A 21954-nucleotide genomic window follows, 5' to 3' on the forward strand; every position below is an offset into this window, starting at 1 on the left:
GCTCATGGACGCCATGCTCGACCCCACGGTTCTTCAGACCCTGTGGTTCGCCCTCATCGCCTTCTTCTTCCTCGGGTACTTCGTGCTGGAGGGCTTCGACTTCGGCGTGCAGATGAACGTCGCCGCCTTCTGGCGGCGCGGCGTGGGCACCCGCGGCACGATCCTGCGCACCATCGGACCGGTCTGGGACGGCAACGAGGTCTGGGTGATCACCGGCGGGGCGCTGATGTTCGCCGCCTTCCCGGAGTGGTACGCGACGCTGTTCTCCGGCTTCTACCTCGCCCTGCTGCTGCTCCTGCTGGTGCTCATCGTGCGGGTGTGCGCCTTCAAGTGGCGGGACAAGGCCGACGGCCTGCGCTGGAGGACCACCTGGGACGTGGTCCACGTGATCAGCGGCTTCGCGCCGGCGCTGCTGTGGGGCGTGGCCTTCGGCAACATCGTCGCCGGCGTCGAGATCGACGCCAACCACTGGGTGACCACCTCGCTGCTGGGCCTGCTGAACCCCTTCGCACTGCTGAGCGGGCTGGTCTTCGTGCTGCTGTTCTGGCTGCACGGCACCCTCTACCTCGCGCTCAAGGTCGAGGGGCCGCTGCGGGCGGACGCGAACGCCCTGGCCGGGAAGCTCGCGGTGCCGACGCTGCTGGCCGGGGCCGCCCTCCTGCTCTGGTACCAGCTCGCCCACTCCCACACCTGGCTGACCCTGATCCCGATCGCGGTGGCGGCGATCGCCCTGGTGGCGGTGCTGCCGCTGAACCGCGCGGGCCGGGAGGGTCCCGCCTTCGCGGCGACCGCCACCGCGATCGCGGCCGCCGCGATCACCCTGTTCGGGGGCCTGTTCCCCTATGTCCTGCCCGCCACCAACGATGCGGCGAACTCGCTCACGGTCGCCAACGCCTCCTCCTCGGCCCACACCCTCACGGTGATGCTGGTGGCGGTGGCGGTGCTGCTGCCGGTCGTGATCGCCTACACGCTCTGGACCTACCGGGTCTTCCGCCACCGCATCAGCGACGAGCCGGACGCCCCGGCGCCCGGTGCGCAGCTGGTGGAGCGGGCCGTCACCGGGTACCGGCGAGCCTTCGATCAGGACTGACACACTGGAGCGACGATGACCACCGCCACCGCCCCCCGCCGCGCCCCCCTGGACCCCCGCCTGGTGCGGGAGGTGCGGGCGGCCCGCCGGCACGTCGGGCGCACCGTCCTGCTGGGGCTCGTGCAGTCCGCCTGCGTCATCGTCACCGCCCTGGTGATCGCGCGCCTGGGCGCGCAGCTGCTGGTGACCGGTCAGGTCCCGCAGGACGCCCCGGGGCTGCTGCTCCTGCTGGTCGGCGCGCTCGCCCTGCGCTCCGGCGCGGTGCTGGTGGAGGAGGGCACCGCCCATCGGGCGGCGACCGCGGCGATCAGCGAGCTGCGCGGCCGGATCGTCGGCCATGCCGCGAGGCTCGGACCCCGCGCCGGGGCGGGCCGCGGCGCGGACCTCACGGCCCTGGCCACCACCGGCATCGAGAACCTGCGTCCCTACCTGGTGGGCTACGTGCCGCAGCTGGTGCTGTCGGCGACGGTCACCCCGCTGTGCCTGCTCACGATCGGCCTGCTGGACCCGCTGAGCGCCCTGATCGCGCTGGTCACCCTGCCGCTGGTGCCGCTGTTCATGATCCTGGTCGGGACGCTGACCGTGGGCCGCTCGGAGCAGCTGATCGCGGACATGCGCTCCCTGTGGGCCCAGCTGCTGGATCTGGTCGACGGCCTGCCCACGCTGCGGGCGCTGGGCCGCGAGCGCGGCCCCGAGCAGGTGGTGGCCCGGCTCGGGGACCGCCACCGCCGCTCCGCGATCGGCTCGCTGAAGTACGCCTTCCTCTCCTCGATGGTGCTCGAGCTGCTGGCGACGCTGTGCGTGGCGCTGATCGCGGTGAGCATCGGCATGCGCCTGGTCTACGGGGAGATGGACCTGGCCCCGGCCCTCGCGGTGCTCGTGCTCGCCCCGGAGGTCTACCAGCCGCTGCGCAGCGTCGGCTCGCAGTACCACGCCTCCACCGACGGGCTGGCCGCCGTCGGCGCCGCCTTCGAGGTGCTCGACGAGCAGCCGATGGCGGACGGCGCCCTGACCGCGCCGGACCTGCGCACCGCCACCCTGACCCTGCGCGGGGTCTCGGTGCGCTCCCGCGACGGCTTCGCCCCCCACCGGGCGGAGATCGAGGTGCGACCCGGCCGGGTGCTGGCCCTGACCGGCCCCTCGGGCGCCGGGAAGACCACCGCCGTGCAGGTCCTGCTGGGACTGCTGCCGGCCGACGAGGGCCGCGCCGAGGTGGTCGTCCCGGGCGGCACCGCCACCGCCGTGGCCGACCTCGACCGGGACAGCCTGTGGGAGCAGGTGGTCCTGCTCCCCCAGCGCCCGGTGCTGCCGCCGGGGACGATCCGCACGGTGCTGGCCGCAGCCCGCCCCGGCGCCGACGCCGCCGCCCTCGAGGCCGCGGCCGCCGCGACCGGACTGGACGCGGTGATCGCCGAGCGCGGCTGGGACGCGGACCTCGGCCGCGCCGGCCACGGCCTCTCCCTCGGGGAGCGGCAGCGCCTGGCGCTGGCCCGGGCGATGCTCTCCCCCGCCCCGCTGGTGGTGCTCGACGAGCCCACCGCGCATCTGGACGGCGCCACCGAGCAGATCGTGCTCGACCTGATCGGGGCCCTGCGCCGCCAGGGCCGGACCGTGGTCGTCATCGCCCACCGCTCCCGCCTGGTGGAGGCGGCCGACGACGTGGCGAGCGTGGGCACGGCCGCGGCGGGGGTCCTGCGATGAGCGCCCCCACCGCCCTGCGCCGCGCCGAGCGCGCCCTGGCCATCCCCCGCCCCCGGCTGCTGGCCGCGGTGCTCACCGCCTGCGCGACCCTCGGCTCGGCCTTCGCCCTGGCCGCGGTCTCCGCCTACCTGGTCACCCGCGCCTGGACCATGCCCCCGGTGCTCGACCTGACCGTCGCCGTGGTGGCGGTGCGGGCCCTCGGCGTCTCCCGCGGCGTGTTCCGCTGGCTCGAGCGGATGCTGACCCACGACGTCGCGCTGCGCGGCGTGGTCTCCCTGCGCACCCACCTGTTCACGGCGCTCGCCGCCCGCACCGACGACACCCTGACCCGGCTGCGCCGCGGGGAGCTGCTGGCCCGGCTCGGCGACGACGCCCAGGAGCTCGGCGACCACGTCATCAAGGCCGTCGTCCCGGCGCTGGTCGCGGCGGTGATGGCGGTGGTGGTGCTGGTGACCTTCGCACCGCTGTCGCCGCCCGCGACCGCCGCGATGCTCGGCGCCCTGCTCCTGGCCGGGGTGCTGGCCCCGCTGGCCGCCCACCGGGCCGCCCGGATCACCGAGCAGGCCGTGCTCACCTCCCGCTCCGCCCTCGGCGCCCGGGCGCTGGAGATCCTCGACGACGCCACCGCGCTGCGGCTGGACGGGAGGCTGGAGGCGGCGCTGACGGACCTGGGCGAGCGCCAGGCCGAGCACGACGCCGCGATCGACAGGGCCGCGGTGCCCGCGGCCCTGGCCTCGGCCGCGGTGCCGCTGACGATGATCCTCGCCGTGACCGGCTCCCTGCTCGCCGCGGGCGCGGCCTGGGCGGACGGCGGGGCCTCGGCGGGCCAGATCGGGATCCTGCTGCTGCTGCCGCTGTCCTCCTTCGAGGCCGCCACCGCCCTGCCCGCCGCCGCCACCCAGTACGCCCGCTCGCAGGCCGCGGCCCAGCGGATCGCGCAGCTCGTCGGACCCGAGCCGGCCGCCTCCGCGCCGGGACCGGCCGCCGTGCCCGCCGCTGCCTCCCTGCGGGCGGTGGCGCTGAGCGCGGGCTGGACCGCCTCGGCGCCGCGGGTGCGGTCCCTGGACCTGGAGCTGCCCGAGGGATCCCGGCTCGCGGTGATCGGCGGCTCCGGCAGCGGCAAGTCGACGCTGCTGGCGACCCTCGCCGGGCTGCTCGACCCGCTCGCGGGACGGGTCGAGCTGGGCGGGGTGGACCTCGCCGCGCTCCCCGCCTCCGAGATCCGCTCGCGGGTGACGATGTTCGCCGAGGACGCTCACGTCTTCGCCACCACGGTGCGGGAGAACCTGCGCGTCGTGCGCGGCGACCTCGCGGACGACGAGCTGGACGCCGCGCTGCGCGCCGTCGGCCTCGACGACTGGGTGGCGGGCCTGCCCCACGGCCTGGACACCGTGCTGGGGCCGGACGGCACCACCGTCTCCGGCGGCGAGCGGCGCCGGCTGCTGCTGGCCCGGGCGGTGCTGCGGAGCGGCCCCGTGCTGCTGCTCGACGAACCCACCGAGCACCTCGACACCGAGCGCGGCGACGCCCTGCTGCGCGCACTGCTCGACCCCGCCGACGACACGCTCATCCCGCCCACCAGCACCGTCGTGGTGGTCACCCACCGCGTCGAGGCCATCCCCGCCGGCACCCCCGTCCTGCGCATCGAGGAGCACCGATGACCTCCACCACCCCGCCGCCCCGCGCCGACCGGCCGCGCATCCAGGACCTCGCCGGGGCCGTCCTCGCCGGCGGGGAGAGCGAGGACCTGCTGGACCTGCTGCTGCGCTCGGCCCGCACCGACCTCACCGCCCGCAGCGCCCTGCTGGTGATGCCGATCCAGGAGGCGCAGTGGGGCATCGAGATGGTCGACGGCCCCGACGCCCCGGCGCTGCTGGGCGCGGCCGTCCCGCCCGACTCCCCGATCGGCCTCGCCCTCGAGCAGACCGACGCCGACGCCCTCGAGGAGGTCGGCACGGTCGAGGTGGGCGAGGAGACCTGCCGGGCCCTGCTGGCCGTCATCGACGGCGCCGAGCACGGCGTCGGACTGCTCACCGTGCTGCGCGAGCACGCCGGCGCCCCCTTCACCGCGGCGGACCGGGAGCGGCTGGACGCGCTGGCGGGGCTGGTCGCCCTGACCCTGCGGGCCCCGACGCTGGGCCGGAGCGGCGACGACCTCGACGACGAGCGCAGCCGCATCGCCCGCGACCTCCACGACCTCGCGATCCAGGAGCTGTTCGCGGTCGGCATGCAGCTCGAGGGGCTCGTGCAGTCCCTCGGCTCCCCCGGCACGGTGCCGTCCAACGCCCGCATCCGCAGCGCCGTCGCGACCTCGGTGCAGGGCCTGGAGAACGCGGTCGCCCAGATCCGCCAGATCGTGCAGTCGCTGCGCCGCGAGCGCTCCGAGGCCTCCCTCAGCGAGCAGCTGCGTCACGAGGTGGGACTGGCCACCGCCGGGCTCGGCTTCGTGCCGTCGCTGCGGCTGCCCCCGCATCCGGCGGAGATGGACGCCGAGCTGCCGCCGGAGGTCGCCGAGGACGTGGTGGCGGTGGTGCGCGAGGGCCTGGCCAACGCCGCCCGGCATGCCCATGCCACGGCGGTCGCGGTCTCGGTGAGCGTCTTCTCCGAGGGGGTGGACCGGGTGGTGCAGGTCAACGTGTCCGACAACGGGCGCGGGATCGACCCGTCGGTGCGGCGGCGCAGCGGACTGGCGAACATGTCCGCGCGGGCCCGGCGCCACTCCGGCTGGGCCGACGCGATCAACCTCGAGCCCGGCACGATGCTCTCCTGGCGGGTGACCCTGCCGTCGCCCTGAGCGCCTACTGCCAGCCGGCGCGGCGGCGGGCGGCGACCATCGCCGCCACCTGGGTGCGGCGCTGCATCCCGAGCGCCTGCAGGATCACGGTGACGCGGTTCTTGACGGTCTTCTCGGCGATGCCGAGCGCATCGGCGATCTCGCGATTGGAGTGGCCGTCGCCGATCAGCTCCACGATCCGCTGGTCCGAGGCCGACAGCTCCGGCCCCTCCGCCTCGTGGTCGGCAGGCCAGATCGTCCGCCCGGCGTGCACCGAGGTGATCGCCTCGACGATCTCCTGGGAGCGGGCGGACTTCAGCATCAGCCCGGCGGCCCCCGCGGCCCTCGACTCGCGCAGCGCGGCGTCATCGTCGAAGCTGGTCAGCACCAGCATCAGCTGCTCGGGAGCGATCTCGCGGGCGCTGCGCATCACGTCGATGCCGGTGCCGTCGGGCAGCTGCAGGTCCACCACCAGCACGTCGGGACGGATCGCGGGCAGTCGCCGGCGCGCCTCCGCGACGGAGGAGGCCTCGCCGACCACGCGCAGCGCCGGGCTCGCGTCGATCGCCGTCACGATGCCCCGACGCACCACCTCGTGGTCGTCCACCAGCATCACGCGGATCGGGCCCTGCTCTCGGCTCGCTGTCACGAAGCGTCCTCCCTGGATCTGTTGGCTGCGGATCAGCCGGCGGGGCGCTGGCACCGGGGACAGTAATGACTGCTCCGCCCCTGGTGGACGGCCCGCCGCAGCAATCTACCGCACCGCCTGCAGGGCTGCCCCTCGCGCCCGTAGGCGTCCAGGGAGCGGGCGAAGTACCCGCTGCGCCCGTCGACGTTCACGTACAGCGCGTCGAAGCTGGTGCCGCCGACGGCGAGCGCGCGCTCCATCACCTCGCCCGCGGCGCGCAGGATGGCCAGCGCGCGGCGCTGGGAGAGCGCGGTGCCCGGGGTGTCGAAGCGGGTGCGGGCACTCCACAGCGCCTCGTCGGCGTAGATGTTGCCGATGCCGCTGACCAGGTCCTGGGACAGCAGCAGCGTCTTCACCGCGGCGCGGCGGGCGCGCAGGGCGCGGGCGATGGCCGGGAGGTCCGCGGCGGGGTCCAGGAGGTCACGGGCGACATGGGCGGCGTCGCGCGGCAGCAGCGCATCGGGGCTGCCGAGCCCGGCGAGGTGCCCGTCGACGGCCGGGGCGAGCGGGCTGGTCCACAGCCCGCCGAAGAGTCGCTGGTCGATGAGGTCCACGCGGGCGCCGTCGTCCAGGACCAGGGAGAGGCGGCGGTGGCGGGGCGAGGCGGCGACCGGGCCGCCGGCCTCGGGCGTGGCGATCCGCAGCTGCCCGCTCATGCCGAGGTGGCCCATCAGGGCCTCCCCGGTGTCGCGGCCGTCGGCGTCGGCCAGGCGCCACCACAGGAACTTCCCGCGCCGCACCACGGCGGTCAGGGTGGAGCCGACCAGGGCCGCGCGCAGGCGGTCCTCCCCGCCCTGCTGGCGGCGGATGATCCGCGGATCCAGCAGCTCGAGCGCGGTGATCCGGCGGCCGACGGTGCGCGGGGCCAGGCCGCGGCGCACCACCTCCACCTCGGGCAGCTCGGGCACGCCTCAGCCTCGCGGGAGCAGGGTCTCGCCGCGCTCGGCGAGGATCCCGCGCACGGCGTTCTGGGCGGCGGCCAGCTCGGCGTCCTTCTTCGAGGCGCCGTCGCCGTGGGCGGTCACCACGCCCTCGACGCGCACGGTGGCGGTGAAGGTCTTCTGGTGCTCGAGCCCGGACTCGCTGAGCTCGTAGGCCACCACCCGGCCCTCGGCGGCGGCGATCTCCTGGAGGCGGGACTTGAAGTCGAAGCCGGCCTCGAGGAACTCGTCGGAGTCCAGCAGCGGGCGCAGCAGGTCCATCACGAAGCGCCGCGAGACGCTCTGGCCGAGGGAGAGGTGCACCGCGCCGATGACGGCCTCGGTGGTGTCGGCGAGGATCGAGGCCTTGGCGCGGCCGCCGGTGAGGTCCTCCCCCCGTCCCAGCTTCACGAAGGCCCCGAGGTCGAGCTTGGAGGCGATCACGGCCAGGGCGCGGGTGCTCACGGTCCCGGCGCGGCGCCGGGCCAGGTCCCCCTCGGGGAGGCCCGGGTGCGCGGTGTACAGGTGCTCGGTGACGGCCAGCTGCAGCACCGCGTCCCCGAGGAACTCGAGACGCTCGTTGTGCGGGATCTCGCCGTGCTCGTAGGAGTACGAGCGGTGGGTCAGCGCGAGGTCGAGCAGTCCGGAGCCGAGCAGGTCCGAGGCCTGTCCGGCATCCAGCGGCAGCCGGTCCAGCAGGCCCTGCACGTCGGCGGCCTCGGTGGCGCGGCGCCTGCGCGCCATCAGTTCTGCTCGTCCTTCTGCGCCGGCTCCTCGGTGTCGAACAGACCCTTCAGCGCGGCGAAGCGGTCGTCGACGAACTCGTGGTGGTGGCTGGGATCCTCCTCCATCCGGAAGCCGCAGTGGCCGCACAGGCCCGGGCAGTCCTCGCGGCACAGGGGGCGGTCCTCGGCCTCCATCGCGATCGCGTCCCGCACCAGCGGGCCGAGGTTGACCTCGTCGGCCTCCAGCAGCACCGAGTCCTCGCGGTCCTCGGCCTTGACCTTCTCGGGGAACATGAACAGCTCGTCGAGGCGGGCCGAGACGTCCTGCTCGACGGGGTCCAGGCAGCGCGAGCACTCGCCGGTCAGCAGCGCGGTGGCGGTGCCGTGGACGTAGATGCCCTCGACCACGGACTCGAGCTCGACCGCGACGGTGATGTCGTCGCCCTCGGGGACCTGCATGGCGATGCTGCCGGCCTCGCGGGCGGGGGCGGGGACGGTGCGCTCGACATGGCGGTGGGATCCGGTGCGGCCGACGAGGTCGACCGCGTCGAACCGCAGGGAGGTATCGAGCGACGAGGTGGGGATGGCGTCGGAAGACATCGGTGAGGGTCCTGTTCGTGACGGCTTGGACAATGGATCAGGATACGGCCGCGGCGGCCCGCAGCGCCTCGAGCGAGGCGCTCGGGAGCATGTCGGAGACGTCACCCCCGAGGGCGTGGACCTCGCGCACCAGGGACGAGGAGATGTGGGAGAACGCGGCGTCGGTGAGCAGGAACAGCGTGTCGATCCCGGCCAGATGGCTGTTCATGCGCGCCATCGGCTCCTCGTAGGCGAGGTCCAGCTGGGAGCGCAGGCCGCGCACCACGGCGCCGGCGCCCACCTCGCGGCAGAAGTCCACCAGCAGGCCCCGCGGCAGGGTGCGGACCGTGACGGCGCCGGCGAGGTCGTGGCGCTGCAGGGTCTCCTCGATCGCGCCGGTGCGGGCCGGCAGGTCGAGCATGCCCTGCTTCGAGGGGTTGTGCGAGACGGCGATGATCACCTGGTGCCCGAGCGCGGCGGCCCGACGGGTGAGGTCGAGGTGCCCCAGCGTGAAGGGGTCGAACGAGCCGGGCAGGACGACGGTGCTCATGGCGCCACTGTAGTGCTCCTCAGTCCAGCTCGAGGGTGACCCGGTGCAGGCCCTGATCGTCGATCTCGCCGATGGCGAGGGTGCCGGTGAGGCCCGCGAGCTCGCCGGTGCCGGAACCGGGCGTGATCACGTAGGTCAGGGCCGGCTCGCCCGCGGCCATGGTGCCGAGCTGCTGGAGGACGACGGTGCCCGACCGGCCGGCCAGGGTGCCGGTGAAGGTCTCGATCGCCACGTAGCCGGCGCTGCCGCTGCCGGGGTCCCCGGCCGTGAGCATGACGCCGGCGGAGGTGCCCTCGACCTCGCCCGACCAGGTCCTGACGAGGTCGAAGCGGCCGGTGCCGGCGGGGATCGGCGCGCCGGGGGTCATCTGCACGATGAAGGAGGCGGAGTGGGTGCTCATGGCTCCAGTATCACCGGGCGTCCCGACGGAGGTAGTGGCCGGGGCTCGCCCCGGTGATCGCCCGGAAGTCGCGCAGGAAGTGGGACTGGTCGAACCAGCCGAGATCCTGCGCGAGGTCGGCGACCGGGCGGGGGTCGCCGCCGTCCAGGGCGGCGACGGCGTCCATCACCCGGGCGCGCAGCAGCATCCGTTTGGGGCCGACGCCGACGAAGCGGCGGAAGGTCCGCTGCAGCGAGCGGGTGGAGAGCCCTGACCGCTCCTCGAGCAGGCCGGTGCCGGTGACCGCGGGATCGGCGAGCAGGTCGAGCAGGTGCTCGAGGTCGGTGAGGCCCGGCACCTCCCGCGGCTCCTGGGCGAGCAGCCAGCGATCCAGCAGCCCGGCGGCCTCGGTGGCGCTCGCGCCGGCGAGGGCGGCGGGCCGGGGCGGGTCGGGGAACCAGTCGGTGGCCGGGATCGTGCGGTCCCGCAGCGCGGAGAGGTCGGCATCGACGAAGGCCGTGGTGCCGCCGAGCCGGAAGCGGACGCCGACCACGCCTCCGCGGCCGCGCTGGGTGATGCGGAAGCTGCCGCGGGTGACGGGGCCGGTGATCCAGGTGCCGGCGCCCTGCGTCCCCTCGCGGCGCACGTCGCCCGCTTCGACGGTGAGGTGCACCGCGGGTTCGTCGAGGGTGGTCACCTGGTGGGACTCCCCCGGGGCCAGGTCCCAGTGCACGGACCAGTAGCGGTCGATCCAGCGGGCCAGGCGCGGATCGGGGGCGGCGCGGTCGTAGCGGGCGCGGGCGAGGAACTGCTCGGGGCGCAGGACATGGCCGAGCATGTGCCCGGGAGCGCGTGTCGCGTTCGTCCAATCCCGCTCCGCGTCCATGGGGGCAGTGTGGCAGGCATGAGCCAGCACACCGCCCCCGCCCCGATCGCCTCGCTCGCGATGATCACCCTCGACGCCGCCGAGACCGCCCCGCTCGCGCACTTCTGGTCCGCCGTGCTGGGCTGGCCCATCGCGCATCTCAGCGAGGAGTACGCGATGCTCACCGGTCCGAGCCACGCCCTGGGCATCGGGGCCATCCCCGACTTCCGGGCTCCGCAGTGGCCGGACGACGGCCGCAAGCAGTTCCACTTCGATCTGGCGGTCGAGGACCTGGAGGAGGCCGCCGCGCGCTGCGTGGAGCTCGGCGCGGAGCGGGTCGCCGAGCAGCCCGGCGAGACCTGGATCGTGCTGCGCGATCCCGCCGGTCACCCGTTCTGCCTGACGCAGGCGGCGAACTGGGGCTGAGCCGGCTGCGGTGCAGCGAGTCCTCGCGGAAGACACCTTCGAGGCGCAGCCCGATCTTCTCCATCACCCGCCGTGAGGCGTGGTTGGCGGCGAAGCACGGTCCGTGCGCACGGGCCAGGTCAGAACGGCGGGGGCCCGTGTCCGGGCACCGGAGCGAGCGGCGGCGGGCCCTGCTCGAGGAGTTCGTCCTCCTCGGCGCGGGAGTAGTGCTCGAACAGATGGCGACCCCAGCGGTACGCCTCCTCGCTGTCCGCCGCCTCGGCCGGCGACTCGTCGAGCACCCCGGCGCGGACCAGCGCCTCGAACTCGAGGTCGCTGCGGTAGCGCTCCCAGGCAGTTTGGAGGCGCTCGGAGAGCTCACGGGTCACCAGATCCGTGTTCCTGACGGTCTCGCACACCGCCAGCCCGCCGACCCGCCAGCGGGTGGTGCCCGAGCCCTGGTCCCGTTCCGGATCGAGGAGGCCGGCGGTCTTCATCCGGTGGTGCGTCCTGCAGAGCCGGTGGAGGTTCTCGAGGGCGGTGGGGCCGCCGCGGGCGGGATCCTCGAGGTCGAACTCCTCGATGTGATCGGTCTCGCCGATGGTCATCACGTTGCGGGTGCAGCCGGGGACCGCGCACACCGGATCGATGAGGCGCAGGTTCTCGGCCATCGCCCTCGTGGGCCGGTAGGTCGTGGAGGCCGAGGGCAGGTACTGCCCGGAGATCGGAGCGGTGAGGACCCGCTCGAAGGCGGGGGCCCTGGCCACCAGCTCGCGCGCCATGCGCGGCGGGATGGGGATCGTGCCGTCGAGCATGGCGGGGGCGTTCGAGCGACCGAGCAGGGTGAGCACGGGCACCACGACGGAGAGCCGGAACGCGGGCTCGGGCACCTCCACTCCGCCCGTCTCGAGCATCGAGCGCGTCGCCACGGCGTACTGCAGGGCGGACAGAGTCATCGGCCGGCCGCTCGCGGCCACGTCACCGTCCAGGTCGAAGGGGATCGGAGCGCCGTCGGCGAGGGCGCGGCGCTGGGAGTCCTGGACGGCGCGGGCCGCCGCGTCCAGGCGCCGGCCGAACGCGATGATCTCCGGGATCGGACCACGGATCGTCACGCAGGCGGTGCCGTCACCGTCCGGGGAGGGCTGGATGAAGACCGAGCGCTGCTCCTGCGGGCGCTCCTGCACCGTGGCCCTGCCGAACCAGTCGACGAGGGTGCGCAGCTCCCGGTAGAACCGCTCCACGTCGATCGCCTCGAGCTGCCAGGCGGCGACCCGCTCGTCGACCTGGCGGCGCTGGAGGGAGGTCAGACGCAGCACGCTGCGGATCAGCCATTCGAACCAGTCCACGGGCAGCGCGCCCTGCTCCACGCGGGCGAAGCAGAGCGGCAGCTCGGTGAGCGCGACATGCGCGTCGCGCAGCCGGTCCTCGCCGCGGGAGAGCTTCGTGCGCAGCCCCGCGGCGGCGGCGAGTGCGTGCAGGGCCTTCTCGTCGCCCTCGTCCTCCGCGGACCAGAGCGCGGCGAGGTCGCGCATCTCCGCGGCGAAGAGGGCGGCGTGCTCCCGTCGCCGGCGCTGGAAGATCCGCTGCACGGCCTGGGCCTCCGGGGTGCGGGGCGCGACGCCGGCGCGTTCGATCAGGGACTGGCTGGTCAGCGGTCGCCGCGCCTGCACCGGGGTGCGGGGCGGTTCGCCGGGGCGGGCGGGAGCCGGCTGGTGCTGGTCCATGGTGCCCCCTCCTCGCTGCGGTGCCTGCCTCCAGTTTAGAACATACGCTCGATTCACGCCAGAGTTTCGCGGGAGCTCACGCAGAATGTGGAGAACCGCGTCGGTGGAGGAACGGTCCTGCATTCCGCACCTCCCGCGATCAGGCCGGCCCGCCGAACTGGAGCGCGGTGTCGCCGTAGGACTTCGTGCCGTCGTCGGCCCAGCCCTCCGGCCAGGCGACGGGCCGGGAGCGGGCGGAGCGCTCGACGACGACGAGGGCGTCGTCGGTCAGGGCGGGGCGCAGGGCGATCAGGAGCTTCTCGAGCGCCTCGGTGCCCACGTCGTAGGGCGGGTCGAGGAAGACCAGGGTGTGGTCGCCGCCGCTGAGCTGGGCGGCGGCGGTCGCGGCCTTCCCGGTGCGGATTTCGCAGCGGCCGGTCAGGTCGAGCTCGGCGGCGGTGCGGCGCAGCTGCTGCGCGGTGGGGCCGTGGACCTCGACCAGCAGGGCATGGTCGGCGCCGCGGGAGAGGGCTTCGAAGGCGAGGGCGCCGGTGCCGGCGAAGAGGTCCAGCACCCGGGCGCCGACGAGGGCGTCCCAGCCCTCGAGCCGGCTGAACAGCGCCTCGCGGACCTTGTCGGAGGTGGGGCGGGTGCCCTTGCCGGGCGGTCCGGGGATGGTACGGCCGCCGAGGGCACCGGCGATGATCCGGGGCATGTCAGCTCCTCTCCACATCGGGGTCGGCGTCGCGCAGGCGGTCGGCGATGGCGCCGCCGAGAGCGGGATGGGCGGCGAGGTCGGGATCGGTGGCGATGACGGCGAAGGCGTCCTGGCGGGCCTGCTCGATGACGGCCGCGTCGCGGATCACGTCGAGGTGCTTCAGGGTGCGCTGCAGGCCCGACTGCTCCTCGCCCACCAGGTCGCCGGCGCCGCGGCGCTCGAGGTCGAGCTCGGCGAGCGCGAAGCCGTCGGCCGCACCGGCGATCGCCTGCAGGTGCCGGGAGTGCTCGGAGCCGCCCTTCGCGCGGGTGTCGAGGAAGGCGATGCCGGCATGCTCGCCGCGGCCCACCCGGCCGCGCAGCTGATGCAGCTGGGAGACGCCGAAGCGCTCCGCGTCCAGCACGATCATCACCGAGGCGTTGGGGACGTCGACGCCGACCTCGATGACGGTGGTCGAGACCAGCAGGTCGAGCTCGCCGCGCACCAGGCGGTCCATCACGTCCTGCTTCTCCTCGGTGGCCAGGCGGCTGTGGAGCACCCCGATGCGGGCACCGGCCAGCTCCGGGCGCTCGGCCAGGCGCTGGGCGGTCTCGGTGACGCCGCGGGCCGGCGCGAGGGTCGGGGGCTGGGCCTGGCCGTGCTCATCGAGCACCGCGGGGGCGGGGACGTCCTCGGCGTCCTCGTCGATGCGGGCGCAGACCACGAACACCTGGCGGCCGGCGGCGATCTCCTCCCCCGCCCGCTCCCACATCCGGTGCTCCCAGCGCGGGCTCTCCTCGTGCACCACGAAGCTGGCGACCCCGGCGCGGCGGCCGGGGCTCTCGCGCAGGGTGAGCACGTCGAGGTCGCCGACGGTGGCGAGCGCGGCGGTGCGCGGGATCGGGGTCGCGGTCATGACCACCACGTGGGGGCTGCGCCCGAGCGCGCCCTTGGTGCGCAGGCGCCGGCGGTGGTCGACGCCGAAGCGGTGCTGCTCGTCGATCACCACCAGCGCCAGGGAGGCGAACTCGACGCTCTCGGTGAGCAGGGCGTGGGTGCCGATCACGATCCCGGCCTCCCCGGAGGTCACGTCGAGCAGGGTCTGCCGGCGCCCGGCGGTCCGCTGGGAGCCGGTCAGCAGACGCACCCGGGTGGCGTCGGGATGGCCGTCGAGCTGGCCGCCGCGGGCGAGGTCGCCGAGCAGACCGGTGATGGTGCGGTGGTGCTGCTCGGCGAGCACCTCGGTGGGGGCCAGCAGCGCCGCCTGGTGGCCGGAGTCGACCGCGCGCAGCATGGCCCGCAGGGCGATGACGGTCTTGCCGGAGCCGACGTCGCCCTGCAGCAGCGCGCTGGTGGGGTGGTCACGGCCGATGCGCCGGATCAGCTGGTCGCCGATCTCGCGCTGGCCGGCGGTGAGCTCGAAGGGCAGGCGCGCATCGAAGGCGCCCTGGAGGGGCCCGTCGGCCCGCAGCGCCGGGGCCGGGGTGCGCTCGTCCTGGGCGCGGCGCTGGGCGAAGATCGCCTGCAGCACGAAGGCCTCCTCGAAGACGAGGTGGGCCATCCCGGCGCGGGCCTCCTCGAGGGTCAGGGGCGTGTGCACCCGGCGCACCGCCTGCGGCAGCGGGAGCAGCCCGCGGGCCGCGAGCACCTCGGCGGGCACGGGGCAGGAGAGGTGCTCGGCGAACTCCAGTCCCTTCTCGGTGGCCGAGCGCATGGTGGACTGGGCGATGTTCCTGCGCAGCGGGTAGACCGGCCGGGGGCGCTGGGCGAAGAGGCGGCCGTCGTCGGTGTCCTCGAAGGGCTCGTACACGGGATGGGCGATCTGCAGCTCGTCGCGGTAGGTGTTGCGGCCGACGGTGCCGTGCACGACGATGTGCGCCCCGACGGGCAGGCGGCTGCGATGCCACTGGACCATATGGGGTTTGGGGAGGAAGAAGGCGAGGGTGAGGTCCTCCACGCCGTCGGAGACCACCGCCTCGAGGACCGAACCGGGACGGTTGCGCATGGTCCGCTCGCGCACCGAGACCACCGAGACGATCGCGCTGACCTCCTCGCCCTCGGTGACCTCGTGGAGGTCGCGCAGCGGGGCGGGGCTCACGTACCGCCGGGGCGCGAAGCGCATCATGGTGTCCAGGTCGCGCACCCCGAAGGAGGCCATGGCCCGGGACTCCTTGGTGCTCAGCAGCTCCGTCAGCGGCATCGAGCCGCGCGCGGACTCCTGCCTCCTGGCCATGGGGGTCTCTCCTCGCGCCGTTCGCCGCCGGGTATCGTGCAAGGGACATCGTGCCAGGTCCGCCGGACCTGTGGCGGAATCCACAGCCCCCGCGCGGGCCGCGCCCTTCTGAGCGGCCGGCATCTGGGCTATGCTTCCGTGGTTGCCCTGACCGCCGGGGGTTCGCACCTCCGTGCTCGCCCAGGTCATCTGGGCACCGCGATCAGAACTCGACTTACCAGGAGACGACAGTGGCTGCTTCCACGTGTGAAATCTGCGCCAAGGCGCCGAGCTTCGGCAAGGCCGTGTCTCACTCGCATCGCCGCACCTCGCGTCGCTGGAACCCGAACATCCAGTCGGTCCGCACTGTGGTCAACGGCACCAGCAAGCGCGTGAACGTGTGCACCTCCTGCCTCAAGGCAGGCAAGGTCAGCACGCTCGGCGCCTGAGCGAGACCGCACAGACCAGACCGCGTGAGCCCTCACCCCTCGGGGTGGGGGCTCTCGTGCATCCCGGCCCGGTGAGCGACGGCGACCGCCACCGGGATCGCACTGATCCTGGTGGCGGCCGTGGTGCCGCTGCTCGGCGGCGCCCGGTCTCAGTCGACCTGAGCGTCCGCGAAGGCGGCGGTGTCGATGACGGCGCGGAACTTGACGTCGCCGTCGACCACGCGGTCGTAGACGGCGTCGACGTCGTCGATCCCGATCACCTCGATGCGGGCCGCGAGGCCGTGCTCGGCGCAGAAGTCGAGCATCTCCTGGGTCTCGGCGATGCTGCCGATGTTGGAGCCGGCCAGCACCTTGTTGTTGCCGATCAGGGAGCCGAAGCCGACGCCCTGCTGCTCGGGCGGCAGCCCGACGACGGCCATCACGCCGCGCGGGGCGAGCAGCGCGAGGTACTGGTCGACCGGGATGTCGGCGCTGATGGTGTTCAGGATCAGGTCGAACTGGCCGCGGTGGTCGCGGAAGAAGCCGTCCTCGCTGGTCGCGAGCACCCGGGTGGCGCCGAGCTCGAGGGCCTCGGCCTCCTTCTTCAGGGTGCGGGTCATGACGGTGACCTCGGCGCCCATGGCGGCGGCGATCTGCACGCCCATGTGGCCGAGCCCGCCCAGGCCCAGCACCGCGACCCGCTTCGGGCGGTCGCCGACCTGGTCGCCGGCGCCCCAGCGGGCCAGCGGCGAGTAGGAGGTGATGCCCGCGCACAGCAGCGGCGCGGTGACGTCGAAGTCCAGCGCGTCGGGGATCCGCAGCACGAAGCGCTCGTTGACGACGACCTTCTCGGCGTAGCCGCCCTGGGTGATGGAGCCGTCGACGTCGGTGGAGTTGTAGGTGCCGACGTTGCCCTTCAGGCAGCACTGCTCGTAGCCGGCGACGCACTGCTCGCACTCGCCGCAGGAGTCGACCATGCAGCCCACCCCCACGCGGTCGCCGACCTCCCAGCGGGTGACCTCGCTGCCGACGGCGGAGATGACCCCGGCGATCTCGTGGCCGACGGTGAGCGGGAAGTGGGCCTCGCCCCACTCGTTGCGGACCGTGTGGATGTCGCTGTGGCAGATCCCGGCCGCCCTGATGTCGATCACCACGTCATCGGGGCGGGGGTCGCGGCGCTCGATGGTGGTGACGCGGAAGGGCTGGTCCGGGGCGGTCTTCTGCAGGGCCTTGACGGTGATCGGCATGAATGCTCCTTGGTGGCGAGATGGCGCCGTTCAGACTACGCGGGGGCGTCGAAGTGGTCGAAACCGCGGCCGCCGATCCGCTCCCCGTCGAGCGTCACCAGGGGCTGCGCGGCCTCGCCCACCCGTCCGATCGGTCGGAAGCCGGCGGGCACGGCCCCGGCCGGGAAGGTCGCGAGCATCGCGTGCTCCTCGCCGCCGTGCAGCACCCACGCCCAGGGATCGGCGCCGAGCTCGCCGGCGAGGTCCTGCAGCGCGGCCGCGTCGGGGGCGAGAGCTCCGGCCTCGAGGTCGAGCGCGACCGAGGAGGCCCGCGCGATCCGCATCCCGTCCTGCACCAGTCCGTCGGAGAGGTCCATCATCGCGCTCGCGCCGCGGCCGACACTCCAGCCCAGCGAGAGATCGGGCTCGGGGGCGTCGTGCCAGGCGACGAGGTCGGCGAAGTCACCGGCGCCGTGCACCCGGCCGTCCTGGACCCGGATCCGGCCGGACAGCACCAGGGCGAGGCCGGCGGCGGAGCGGCCCAGGCGCGGCGCGCCGATCGCGAGCACGTGGCCGGGGCGGGCGCCGGAGCGCAGCACCGGCGCGGCGCCCTCCTCGAGCGCGCCGAGGGCGGTGACGGTCAGGGTGAGACGGTCGGCGCGGCCGAGGTCCCCGCCCACCACGCGGGCGCCGTCGGCCTCCGCGCGCCGGGCGAGGCCCCGGGTGAGGTCCTCGAAGACGTGGGCGGGGGTGTCCCCGGGCGCGGAGAGCGCCGAGACCAGGGCGATCGGCCGGGCCCCCATGGCGGCGACGTCGGCCAGGTTCTGGACCGCGGCCTTGTGGCCGATCCACAGCGGCGTCGTGGCGGGCAGCAGGAAGTCGTACCCCTCGACGAGGGTGTCGGTGGTGACCACCATCCGCGGCGAGGGCAGGCGCACCACCGCCGCGTCGTCCCCGGGCCCCACCTCGATGCGGTCGTCGGTGGACAGCAGCGGGAGCATCCGGGCCAGCAGGCCGCTCTCCCCGCGGGGCTCATCGCGCATCATGGCTCCACGGTAGTCTCGACGGGTGCTCCGCTCCCGTCCCCTCGCCGCGACCGCCGCCGCCCTGCTGGCGCTCGGCCTGGCCTCCTGCGGCACCGTGCGGGTGCCGGCCGGGCCGGACGCCGCCGACCCGGTCTGCGCGGACATCGTGCTGGGCGCCCCGCCGACCGTGCTCGACATGGAGCGAACCGAGACCTCGAGCCAGGGCACCGCGGCCTGGGGCAGCGGGGAGGACACCGTGGTGATGCGCTGCGGGGTCACCCCGCCGGGCCCGACCACGGATCTGTGCACGACCCTCGCCGACGAGAACGACGTGGAGGTCGACTGGATCGTGCGCGAGGTCGACGAGGGGACGTTCCTGTACACGACGTACGGGCGCGAGCCCGCGATCGACGTGTCGGTGCCGATCTCCGCGGCCGGGGATCAGCCCTCGGCCGCCGCCCTCGACCTCACCCAGGTCGTCACCCGCCACCTCGAGGCCACCGACTTCTGCATCGGGCCCGGGGACGAGACGGCGTAGGGCTCAGCGCGCGCCGAGGCGCCGGGAGCGGGCCTGCTCGATGAGGTCGGCGATGAGGTCCGCGTAGCCCAGCCCCATGTGCTGCCACAGCACCGGGAACATCGAGTACGGGGTGAAGCCGGGCATGGTGTTGACCTCGTTGACCACCACCCGGCCCTCGGCGGTGACGAACATGTCGACGCGGGCCAGGCCCTCCAGGCCCAGCGCCGTGAAGGCGCGGGACGCGGTCTCGCGGACCTCCTCGAGCAGGCGGTCGGGCAGGGCGGCGGGCACGTCGATCGAGACCGTGCCCTTGCCGAAGTACTTGGCCTCGTAGTCGTAGAAGTCGAGGTCGTCGCCGATCCTCACCTCCCCGGGCAGGGTCACGCGCACCTCGGCGTCCTCCCGGCCCTGCAGCACGGCGCACTCGACCTCGCGGGCCTCGAGGCCCTCCTCGACGAGCACCTTGGGGTCCTCGGCGAAGGCCGCCTTCATCGCCGCCTCCAGCTCCCGCGGATCCTCGACGCGGGTCACGCCGAGGCTGGAGCCGGCGCGGGCGGGCTTGACGAACCAGGGCAGGGCGTGGCGGGTGGTCAGGTGCTTGCGGACCCGGTCGGCCTCGGCGGCCCAGCGGTCCTCGTGGATCACGATGCCGGGGGCGCATTCGAGGCCCGCAGCGCGCAGCACCAGCTTGGTGGCGGCCTTGTCCATCGCCACGGCGGAGGCGAGCACGCCGCTGCCGACGTAGGGGATGTCGAGCATCTCGAGCATGCCCTGCACGGTGCCGTCCTCGCCGTAGGGCCCGTGCAGCAGCGGCCAGAGCACGTCGACCTCGGCGAGCGGGCGCACCGCGCCGTCCACCACGGTGCGCAGGACGATCGGCTGTCCGGGGCGGTGGCGGGCGGCGGGCAGCAGCACCTCGTCGCCGGCGGGGTCGATCTCGGGGGCGCGGCCGTCGACCATGGTCCAGTCGGCGGGATCGTCCGAGACGTGGATCCAGCGCCCCTCGCGGGTGATGCCGAGGGCGACCACGTCGAAGCGCTCGCGGTCGATCGCGGCCAGGATGCCGCCGGCGGTCACGCACGAGATGCCGTGCTCCCCGCTGCGGCCGCCGAACAGGAGGGCGACAGTCGTTCTCATAGGGGCGAGGGTATTACTCGGGACGCACCGAGCGTGACAGCAGGGCCGTGGTGACCTCGTCGATCCGGGCGCCGTGGTCGAGCACGGCCACCACCGAGGCGGTGATGGGCATGTCCACGTCGAGCCGCATCGCGAGCTCCTGCACGGCCCGCGCGGTGGCCGCGCCCTCGGCGGTCTGGCCCACCTCGGCGGCGGCCTCCGCCGCCCCCAGCCCCCGGCCCAGGGCCAGGCCCAGGCGGTGGTTGCGGCTCAGCGGCGAGGAGCAGGTCGCCACCAGGTCCCCCAGTCCCGCGAGGCCCGCGAAGGTCTCGCGCCGCCCGCCGAGCGCCACCCCGAGGCGGGTGATCTCCGCGAGCCCGCGGGTGATCAGGGAGGCGGTGGTGTTGTGGCCGTGGCCGAGCCCTGCGGCGGCGCCCACCGCGATCGCGATGACGTTCTTCACGGCCCCGGCGATCTCGACCCCCACCACGTCCGTGGAGGTGTAGGTGCGCAGGTAGGGGGCCCGGCACCAGCTGGCCAGGAGCTCGGCGAGCTCCGCGGAGGGAGCGGCGACGACGGTCGCGCAGGGGCGGCGCTCGGCGATCTCCGCCGAGAGGTTCGGTCCGGACAGGACGCCGATGCGCCCGGGGTCCGCTCCCCCGGCCTCGGCGATGATCTCGCTGATGCGGGCGTCGGTGGCGCGCTCGATGCCCTTGGTGAGCGAGAGCAGCGGCACCGCGGGCAGGTCCGGCCAGGCCGCCAGCGTCGCGCGCATCGACTGGGCGGGGATCGCGAGCACCACCCCGTCGGCGCCCTCGAGCGCCTCCTCGACGCGGGCGGTGGCCCCCACGGCCTCCGGCAGCACCCGCTCGCCGAGGTAGGCGCGGTTGCGGTGCTGCTCGCGGATCTCGCGGGCCACCTCCTCGCGGCGCGCCCAGAGCGCGACCTCGGCCCCGCCGTCGGCGAGGACCTGCGCGAAGGTGGTGCCCCAGCTGCCGGCCCCGAGCACGGCCAGGCGCCTCATGCGCGCTGCTCCCAGGCCCGGTAGCCGCGCTGCGGCCGGCCGGCCTCGGGGCGGTGGGCGTCGCGGCGGCCGTCGTGGAGCACGGCGGGGGGCTGCTGGCCGCGCAGCTCGCCGAGCAGCTGGGCGATCGTCGCCATCAGCTCCTCGGTGATGCGCAGCGCGGCCTGCTGCTCGGTCTCCTCCGGGCGGCGCTGCACCGTGTACGGCGCGCCGACCAGCATCTCCACGCGCCGATCCGGGCCGGGGTGCGGGAGCGGGGAGCCGACGGGCCACAGCCGCCGCCCGCCCCAGCTCGCGATCGGCAGCAGCGGGGCACCGGTGGACAGGGCCAGGCGGGCGGCGCCGAGCCGGCCCTGCATCGGCCACAGCTCGCGGTCGCGGGTGTAGCTGCCCTCGGGGAAGATCATGATCACCTCGCCGCGTCCGAGCGCAGCGCGGGCGTGCTCGAGGGCGTCGCCGCTGCGGGAGGTGCCGCGCCGCACCGGGATCTGGCGGGCCGATCGCAGCAGGGCGCCGAGCCCAGGCAGGCGGAACAGGGAGTCCTTGGCCAGGAAGCGCGGGGCGATGCCGTGGGCCTGGAGCAGGTGGCCGTAGCAGAAGGGGTCGACGGCGCTGAGGTGGTTGCCGCAGGCGATCGCGGCCCCGGTGGCCGGGAGCTGCTCCGTGCCCCGCCAGCGCGGCCGCGCCAGCAGGCTCAGCAGCGGGCGCAGCGGCAGCTGCGCGAGCCCGATCACCAGGCCCGCGCGGCGCTCCGGCGGCCTCGCGGCGCCCACGTCCCAGCTGCGCCGCAGCGACATCAGCGGTCCGCCGCGGGTCCCCGGCCCAGCGCCCGGCGGGAGACCTGGCCGGTGAGCGAGGCCGCCCGGGGGTCGCCGGCCAGGGCGCGGCGGCGCAGGGTGGTGGGGGCCCGGCGGGCCAGGGTGTTGACCGCCGCGGCATGCAGCAGGCGTCGGGGCGCGAAGGCGAGCCGGCCCCGCACCGAGCGGTACTTCACCGCGGTGGTCACCTGCAGCAGGTCCCCGCCCGGCAGCAGCGCCACCCCGATGCGGACCTGCAGCTTGTCGTCGTCGTCGATGATCAGCGCCTCCGCGCCCACCACCTCGTCGGCCACGAAGTCCTTCTCGGGCGGCGGCACCATGTCGAACAGGCGGATCGCCTCGTCGCGCACGGCGCGCAGCCCCCGGGTGGACAGCGGGGTGTTCTCGTGGGAGAAGATCGCGGCGGCCCAGATGCGCGGATCGGTCTCCTCGACCCCGCCGGTGGGCACGATCACCACGTCGCAGTAGTCGGGGATCGGGATGTCCCGCAGCGCCAGCGAGCTGGTCATG

23 protein-coding genes are annotated in these 21954 nt (G+C 74.6%); 7 read left to right on the forward strand and 16 right to left on the reverse strand.

The genetic code is table 11. The features are described from left to right. Positions 1–4: 4 nt before the first annotated feature. Genes cydB through ACOJUI_RS10025 form a run of 4 tightly spaced genes read left to right on the forward strand, consistent with a single transcriptional unit; the run spans position 5 to position 5585 of the window. Complete coding sequence (gene cydB / locus ACOJUI_RS10010) at positions 5–1090, forward strand: cytochrome d ubiquinol oxidase subunit II (RefSeq protein ID WP_422114822.1); 1086 nt, start codon at positions 5–7, stop codon at positions 1088–1090. 15 nt (positions 1091–1105) lie between these two features. After that, positions 1106–2791, forward strand: a complete 1686-nt coding sequence (gene cydD / locus ACOJUI_RS10015; RefSeq protein ID WP_422114823.1) for a thiol reductant ABC exporter subunit CydD — start codon at positions 1106–1108, stop codon at positions 2789–2791. Then, positions 2788–4452 carry a thiol reductant ABC exporter subunit CydC gene (gene cydC, locus ACOJUI_RS10020; RefSeq protein WP_422114824.1) on the forward strand — a complete coding sequence of 555 codons (1665 nt, stop codon included), beginning with the start codon at positions 2788–2790 and terminating at the stop codon, positions 4450–4452. Before cydD ends, cydC begins: the two co-directional genes overlap by 4 nt. After that, positions 4449–5585, forward strand: a complete 1137-nt coding sequence (locus tag ACOJUI_RS10025; RefSeq protein WP_422114825.1) for a sensor histidine kinase — start codon at positions 4449–4451, stop codon at positions 5583–5585. Before cydC ends, ACOJUI_RS10025 begins: the two co-directional genes overlap by 4 nt. 4 nt (positions 5586–5589) lie before the next feature. Here the strand turns inward: ACOJUI_RS10025 and ACOJUI_RS10030 are convergent, their stop codons facing one another. The 7 genes from ACOJUI_RS10030 to ACOJUI_RS10060 all read right to left on the reverse strand — a co-directional run bounded on the left by ACOJUI_RS10030 (position 5590) and on the right by ACOJUI_RS10060 (position 10291). Further along, on the reverse strand, positions 5590–6177 hold the full coding sequence (locus tag ACOJUI_RS10030; protein ID WP_422117651.1) for a response regulator transcription factor: 588 nt from the start codon (positions 6175–6177) through the stop codon (positions 5590–5592). A gap of 68 nt (positions 6178–6245) precedes the next feature. Continuing rightward, positions 6246–7160 (reverse strand): bifunctional DNA-formamidopyrimidine glycosylase/DNA-(apurinic or apyrimidinic site) lyase, encoded by a 915-nt coding sequence (mutM, locus tag ACOJUI_RS10035; RefSeq protein WP_422114826.1) that lies wholly within the window; start codon positions 7158–7160, stop codon positions 6246–6248. 3 nt (positions 7161–7163) lie between these two features. Next, complete coding sequence (rnc, locus tag ACOJUI_RS10040; RefSeq protein ID WP_422114827.1) at positions 7164–7916, reverse strand: ribonuclease III; 753 nt, start codon at positions 7914–7916, stop codon at positions 7164–7166. After that, a complete protein-coding gene (locus ACOJUI_RS10045) occupies positions 7916–8497 on the reverse strand; it encodes a YceD family protein (RefSeq protein ID WP_422114828.1) in 582 nt (193 codons plus the stop codon). Before ACOJUI_RS10045 ends, rnc begins: the two co-directional genes overlap by 1 nt. Positions 8498–8534: 37 nt before the next feature. Continuing rightward, on the reverse strand, positions 8535–9026 hold the full coding sequence (gene coaD / locus ACOJUI_RS10050) for a pantetheine-phosphate adenylyltransferase (RefSeq protein WP_422114829.1): 492 nt from the start codon (positions 9024–9026) through the stop codon (positions 8535–8537). Positions 9027–9045: 19 nt separating this feature from the next. Next, the gene (locus tag ACOJUI_RS10055; RefSeq protein ID WP_422114830.1) at positions 9046–9426 is read right to left on the reverse strand and encodes a DUF3224 domain-containing protein; all 381 of its coding nucleotides are present in this window, start codon (positions 9424–9426) and stop codon (positions 9046–9048) included. 10 nt (positions 9427–9436) lie between these two features. After that, on the reverse strand, positions 9437–10291 hold the full coding sequence (locus tag ACOJUI_RS10060; RefSeq protein WP_422114831.1) for a DUF6597 domain-containing transcriptional factor: 855 nt from the start codon (positions 10289–10291) through the stop codon (positions 9437–9439). An 18-nt stretch (positions 10292–10309) separates the two neighbouring features. Here ACOJUI_RS10060 and ACOJUI_RS10065 point away from each other — a divergent pair, with 18 nt between their 5' ends. After that, positions 10310–10696 (forward strand): VOC family protein, encoded by a 387-nt coding sequence (locus ACOJUI_RS10065; protein WP_422114832.1) that lies wholly within the window; start codon positions 10310–10312, stop codon positions 10694–10696. A gap of 119 nt (positions 10697–10815) precedes the next feature. Here ACOJUI_RS10065 and ACOJUI_RS10070 read toward each other — a convergent pair whose 3' ends face one another. The 3 genes from ACOJUI_RS10070 to ACOJUI_RS10080 form a co-directional block, all read right to left on the reverse strand. Beyond that, positions 10816–12399: an HNH endonuclease signature motif containing protein gene (locus tag ACOJUI_RS10070; RefSeq protein WP_422114833.1), complete on the reverse strand. Its 1584-nt coding sequence runs from the start codon at positions 12397–12399 to the stop codon at positions 10816–10818. A gap of 139 nt (positions 12400–12538) precedes the next feature. Next, positions 12539–13093, reverse strand: coding sequence for a 16S rRNA (guanine(966)-N(2))-methyltransferase RsmD (rsmD, locus tag ACOJUI_RS10075; protein ID WP_422114834.1), 555 nt, complete (start codon positions 13091–13093; stop codon positions 12539–12541). Position 13094: 1 nt separating this feature from the next. Beyond that, on the reverse strand, positions 13095–15308 hold the full coding sequence (locus ACOJUI_RS10080) for an ATP-dependent DNA helicase RecG (RefSeq protein ID WP_422114835.1): 2214 nt from the start codon (positions 15306–15308) through the stop codon (positions 13095–13097). 230 nt (positions 15309–15538) lie between these two features. Here ACOJUI_RS10080 and rpmB point away from each other — a divergent pair, with 230 nt between their 5' ends. After that, positions 15539–15736, forward strand: coding sequence for a 50S ribosomal protein L28 (gene rpmB / locus ACOJUI_RS10085; protein ID WP_422114836.1), 198 nt, complete (start codon positions 15539–15541; stop codon positions 15734–15736). A 149-nt stretch (positions 15737–15885) separates the two neighbouring features. On the opposite strand, the gene ACOJUI_RS10090 is transcribed toward rpmB, so the two are convergent. Beyond that, positions 15886–16962 carry an NAD(P)-dependent alcohol dehydrogenase gene (locus ACOJUI_RS10090; RefSeq protein ID WP_422114837.1) on the reverse strand — a complete coding sequence of 359 codons (1077 nt, stop codon included), beginning with the start codon at positions 16960–16962 and terminating at the stop codon, positions 15886–15888. Between the two features lie 35 nt (positions 16963–16997). Beyond that, positions 16998–17987 (reverse strand): thiamine-phosphate kinase, encoded by a 990-nt coding sequence (gene thiL, locus ACOJUI_RS10095; RefSeq protein WP_422114838.1) that lies wholly within the window; start codon positions 17985–17987, stop codon positions 16998–17000. 22 nt (positions 17988–18009) lie between these two features. Between thiL and ACOJUI_RS10100 the strand changes: the two genes are divergently transcribed. Beyond that, positions 18010–18504, forward strand: a complete 495-nt coding sequence (locus ACOJUI_RS10100; protein WP_422114839.1) for a DUF3515 family protein — start codon at positions 18010–18012, stop codon at positions 18502–18504. 3 nt (positions 18505–18507) lie between these two features. Here the strand turns inward: ACOJUI_RS10100 and ACOJUI_RS10105 are convergent, their stop codons facing one another. Genes ACOJUI_RS10105 through ACOJUI_RS10120 form a run of 4 tightly spaced genes read right to left on the reverse strand, consistent with a single transcriptional unit; the run spans position 18508 to position 21953 of the window. Continuing rightward, positions 18508–19623, reverse strand: coding sequence for a D-alanine--D-alanine ligase family protein (locus tag ACOJUI_RS10105; protein WP_422114840.1), 1116 nt, complete (start codon positions 19621–19623; stop codon positions 18508–18510). Positions 19624–19636: 13 nt separating this feature from the next. Further along, the gene (locus ACOJUI_RS10110; RefSeq protein WP_422114841.1) at positions 19637–20626 is read right to left on the reverse strand and encodes an NAD(P)H-dependent glycerol-3-phosphate dehydrogenase; all 990 of its coding nucleotides are present in this window, start codon (positions 20624–20626) and stop codon (positions 19637–19639) included. Then, on the reverse strand, positions 20623–21423 hold the full coding sequence (locus ACOJUI_RS10115; RefSeq protein WP_422114842.1) for a lysophospholipid acyltransferase family protein: 801 nt from the start codon (positions 21421–21423) through the stop codon (positions 20623–20625). The genes ACOJUI_RS10110 and ACOJUI_RS10115 overlap by 4 nt, the downstream gene beginning before the upstream one ends. Beyond that, positions 21423–21953 (reverse strand): hypothetical protein, encoded by a 531-nt coding sequence (locus tag ACOJUI_RS10120; RefSeq protein WP_422114843.1) that lies wholly within the window; start codon positions 21951–21953, stop codon positions 21423–21425. The genes ACOJUI_RS10115 and ACOJUI_RS10120 overlap by 1 nt, the downstream gene beginning before the upstream one ends. Position 21954 lies beyond the last annotated feature (1 nt).

The organism is Brachybacterium sp. UNK5269 (genome assembly GCF_049266655.1).
Lineage (GTDB): Bacteria > Actinomycetota > Actinomycetes > Actinomycetales > Dermabacteraceae > Brachybacterium.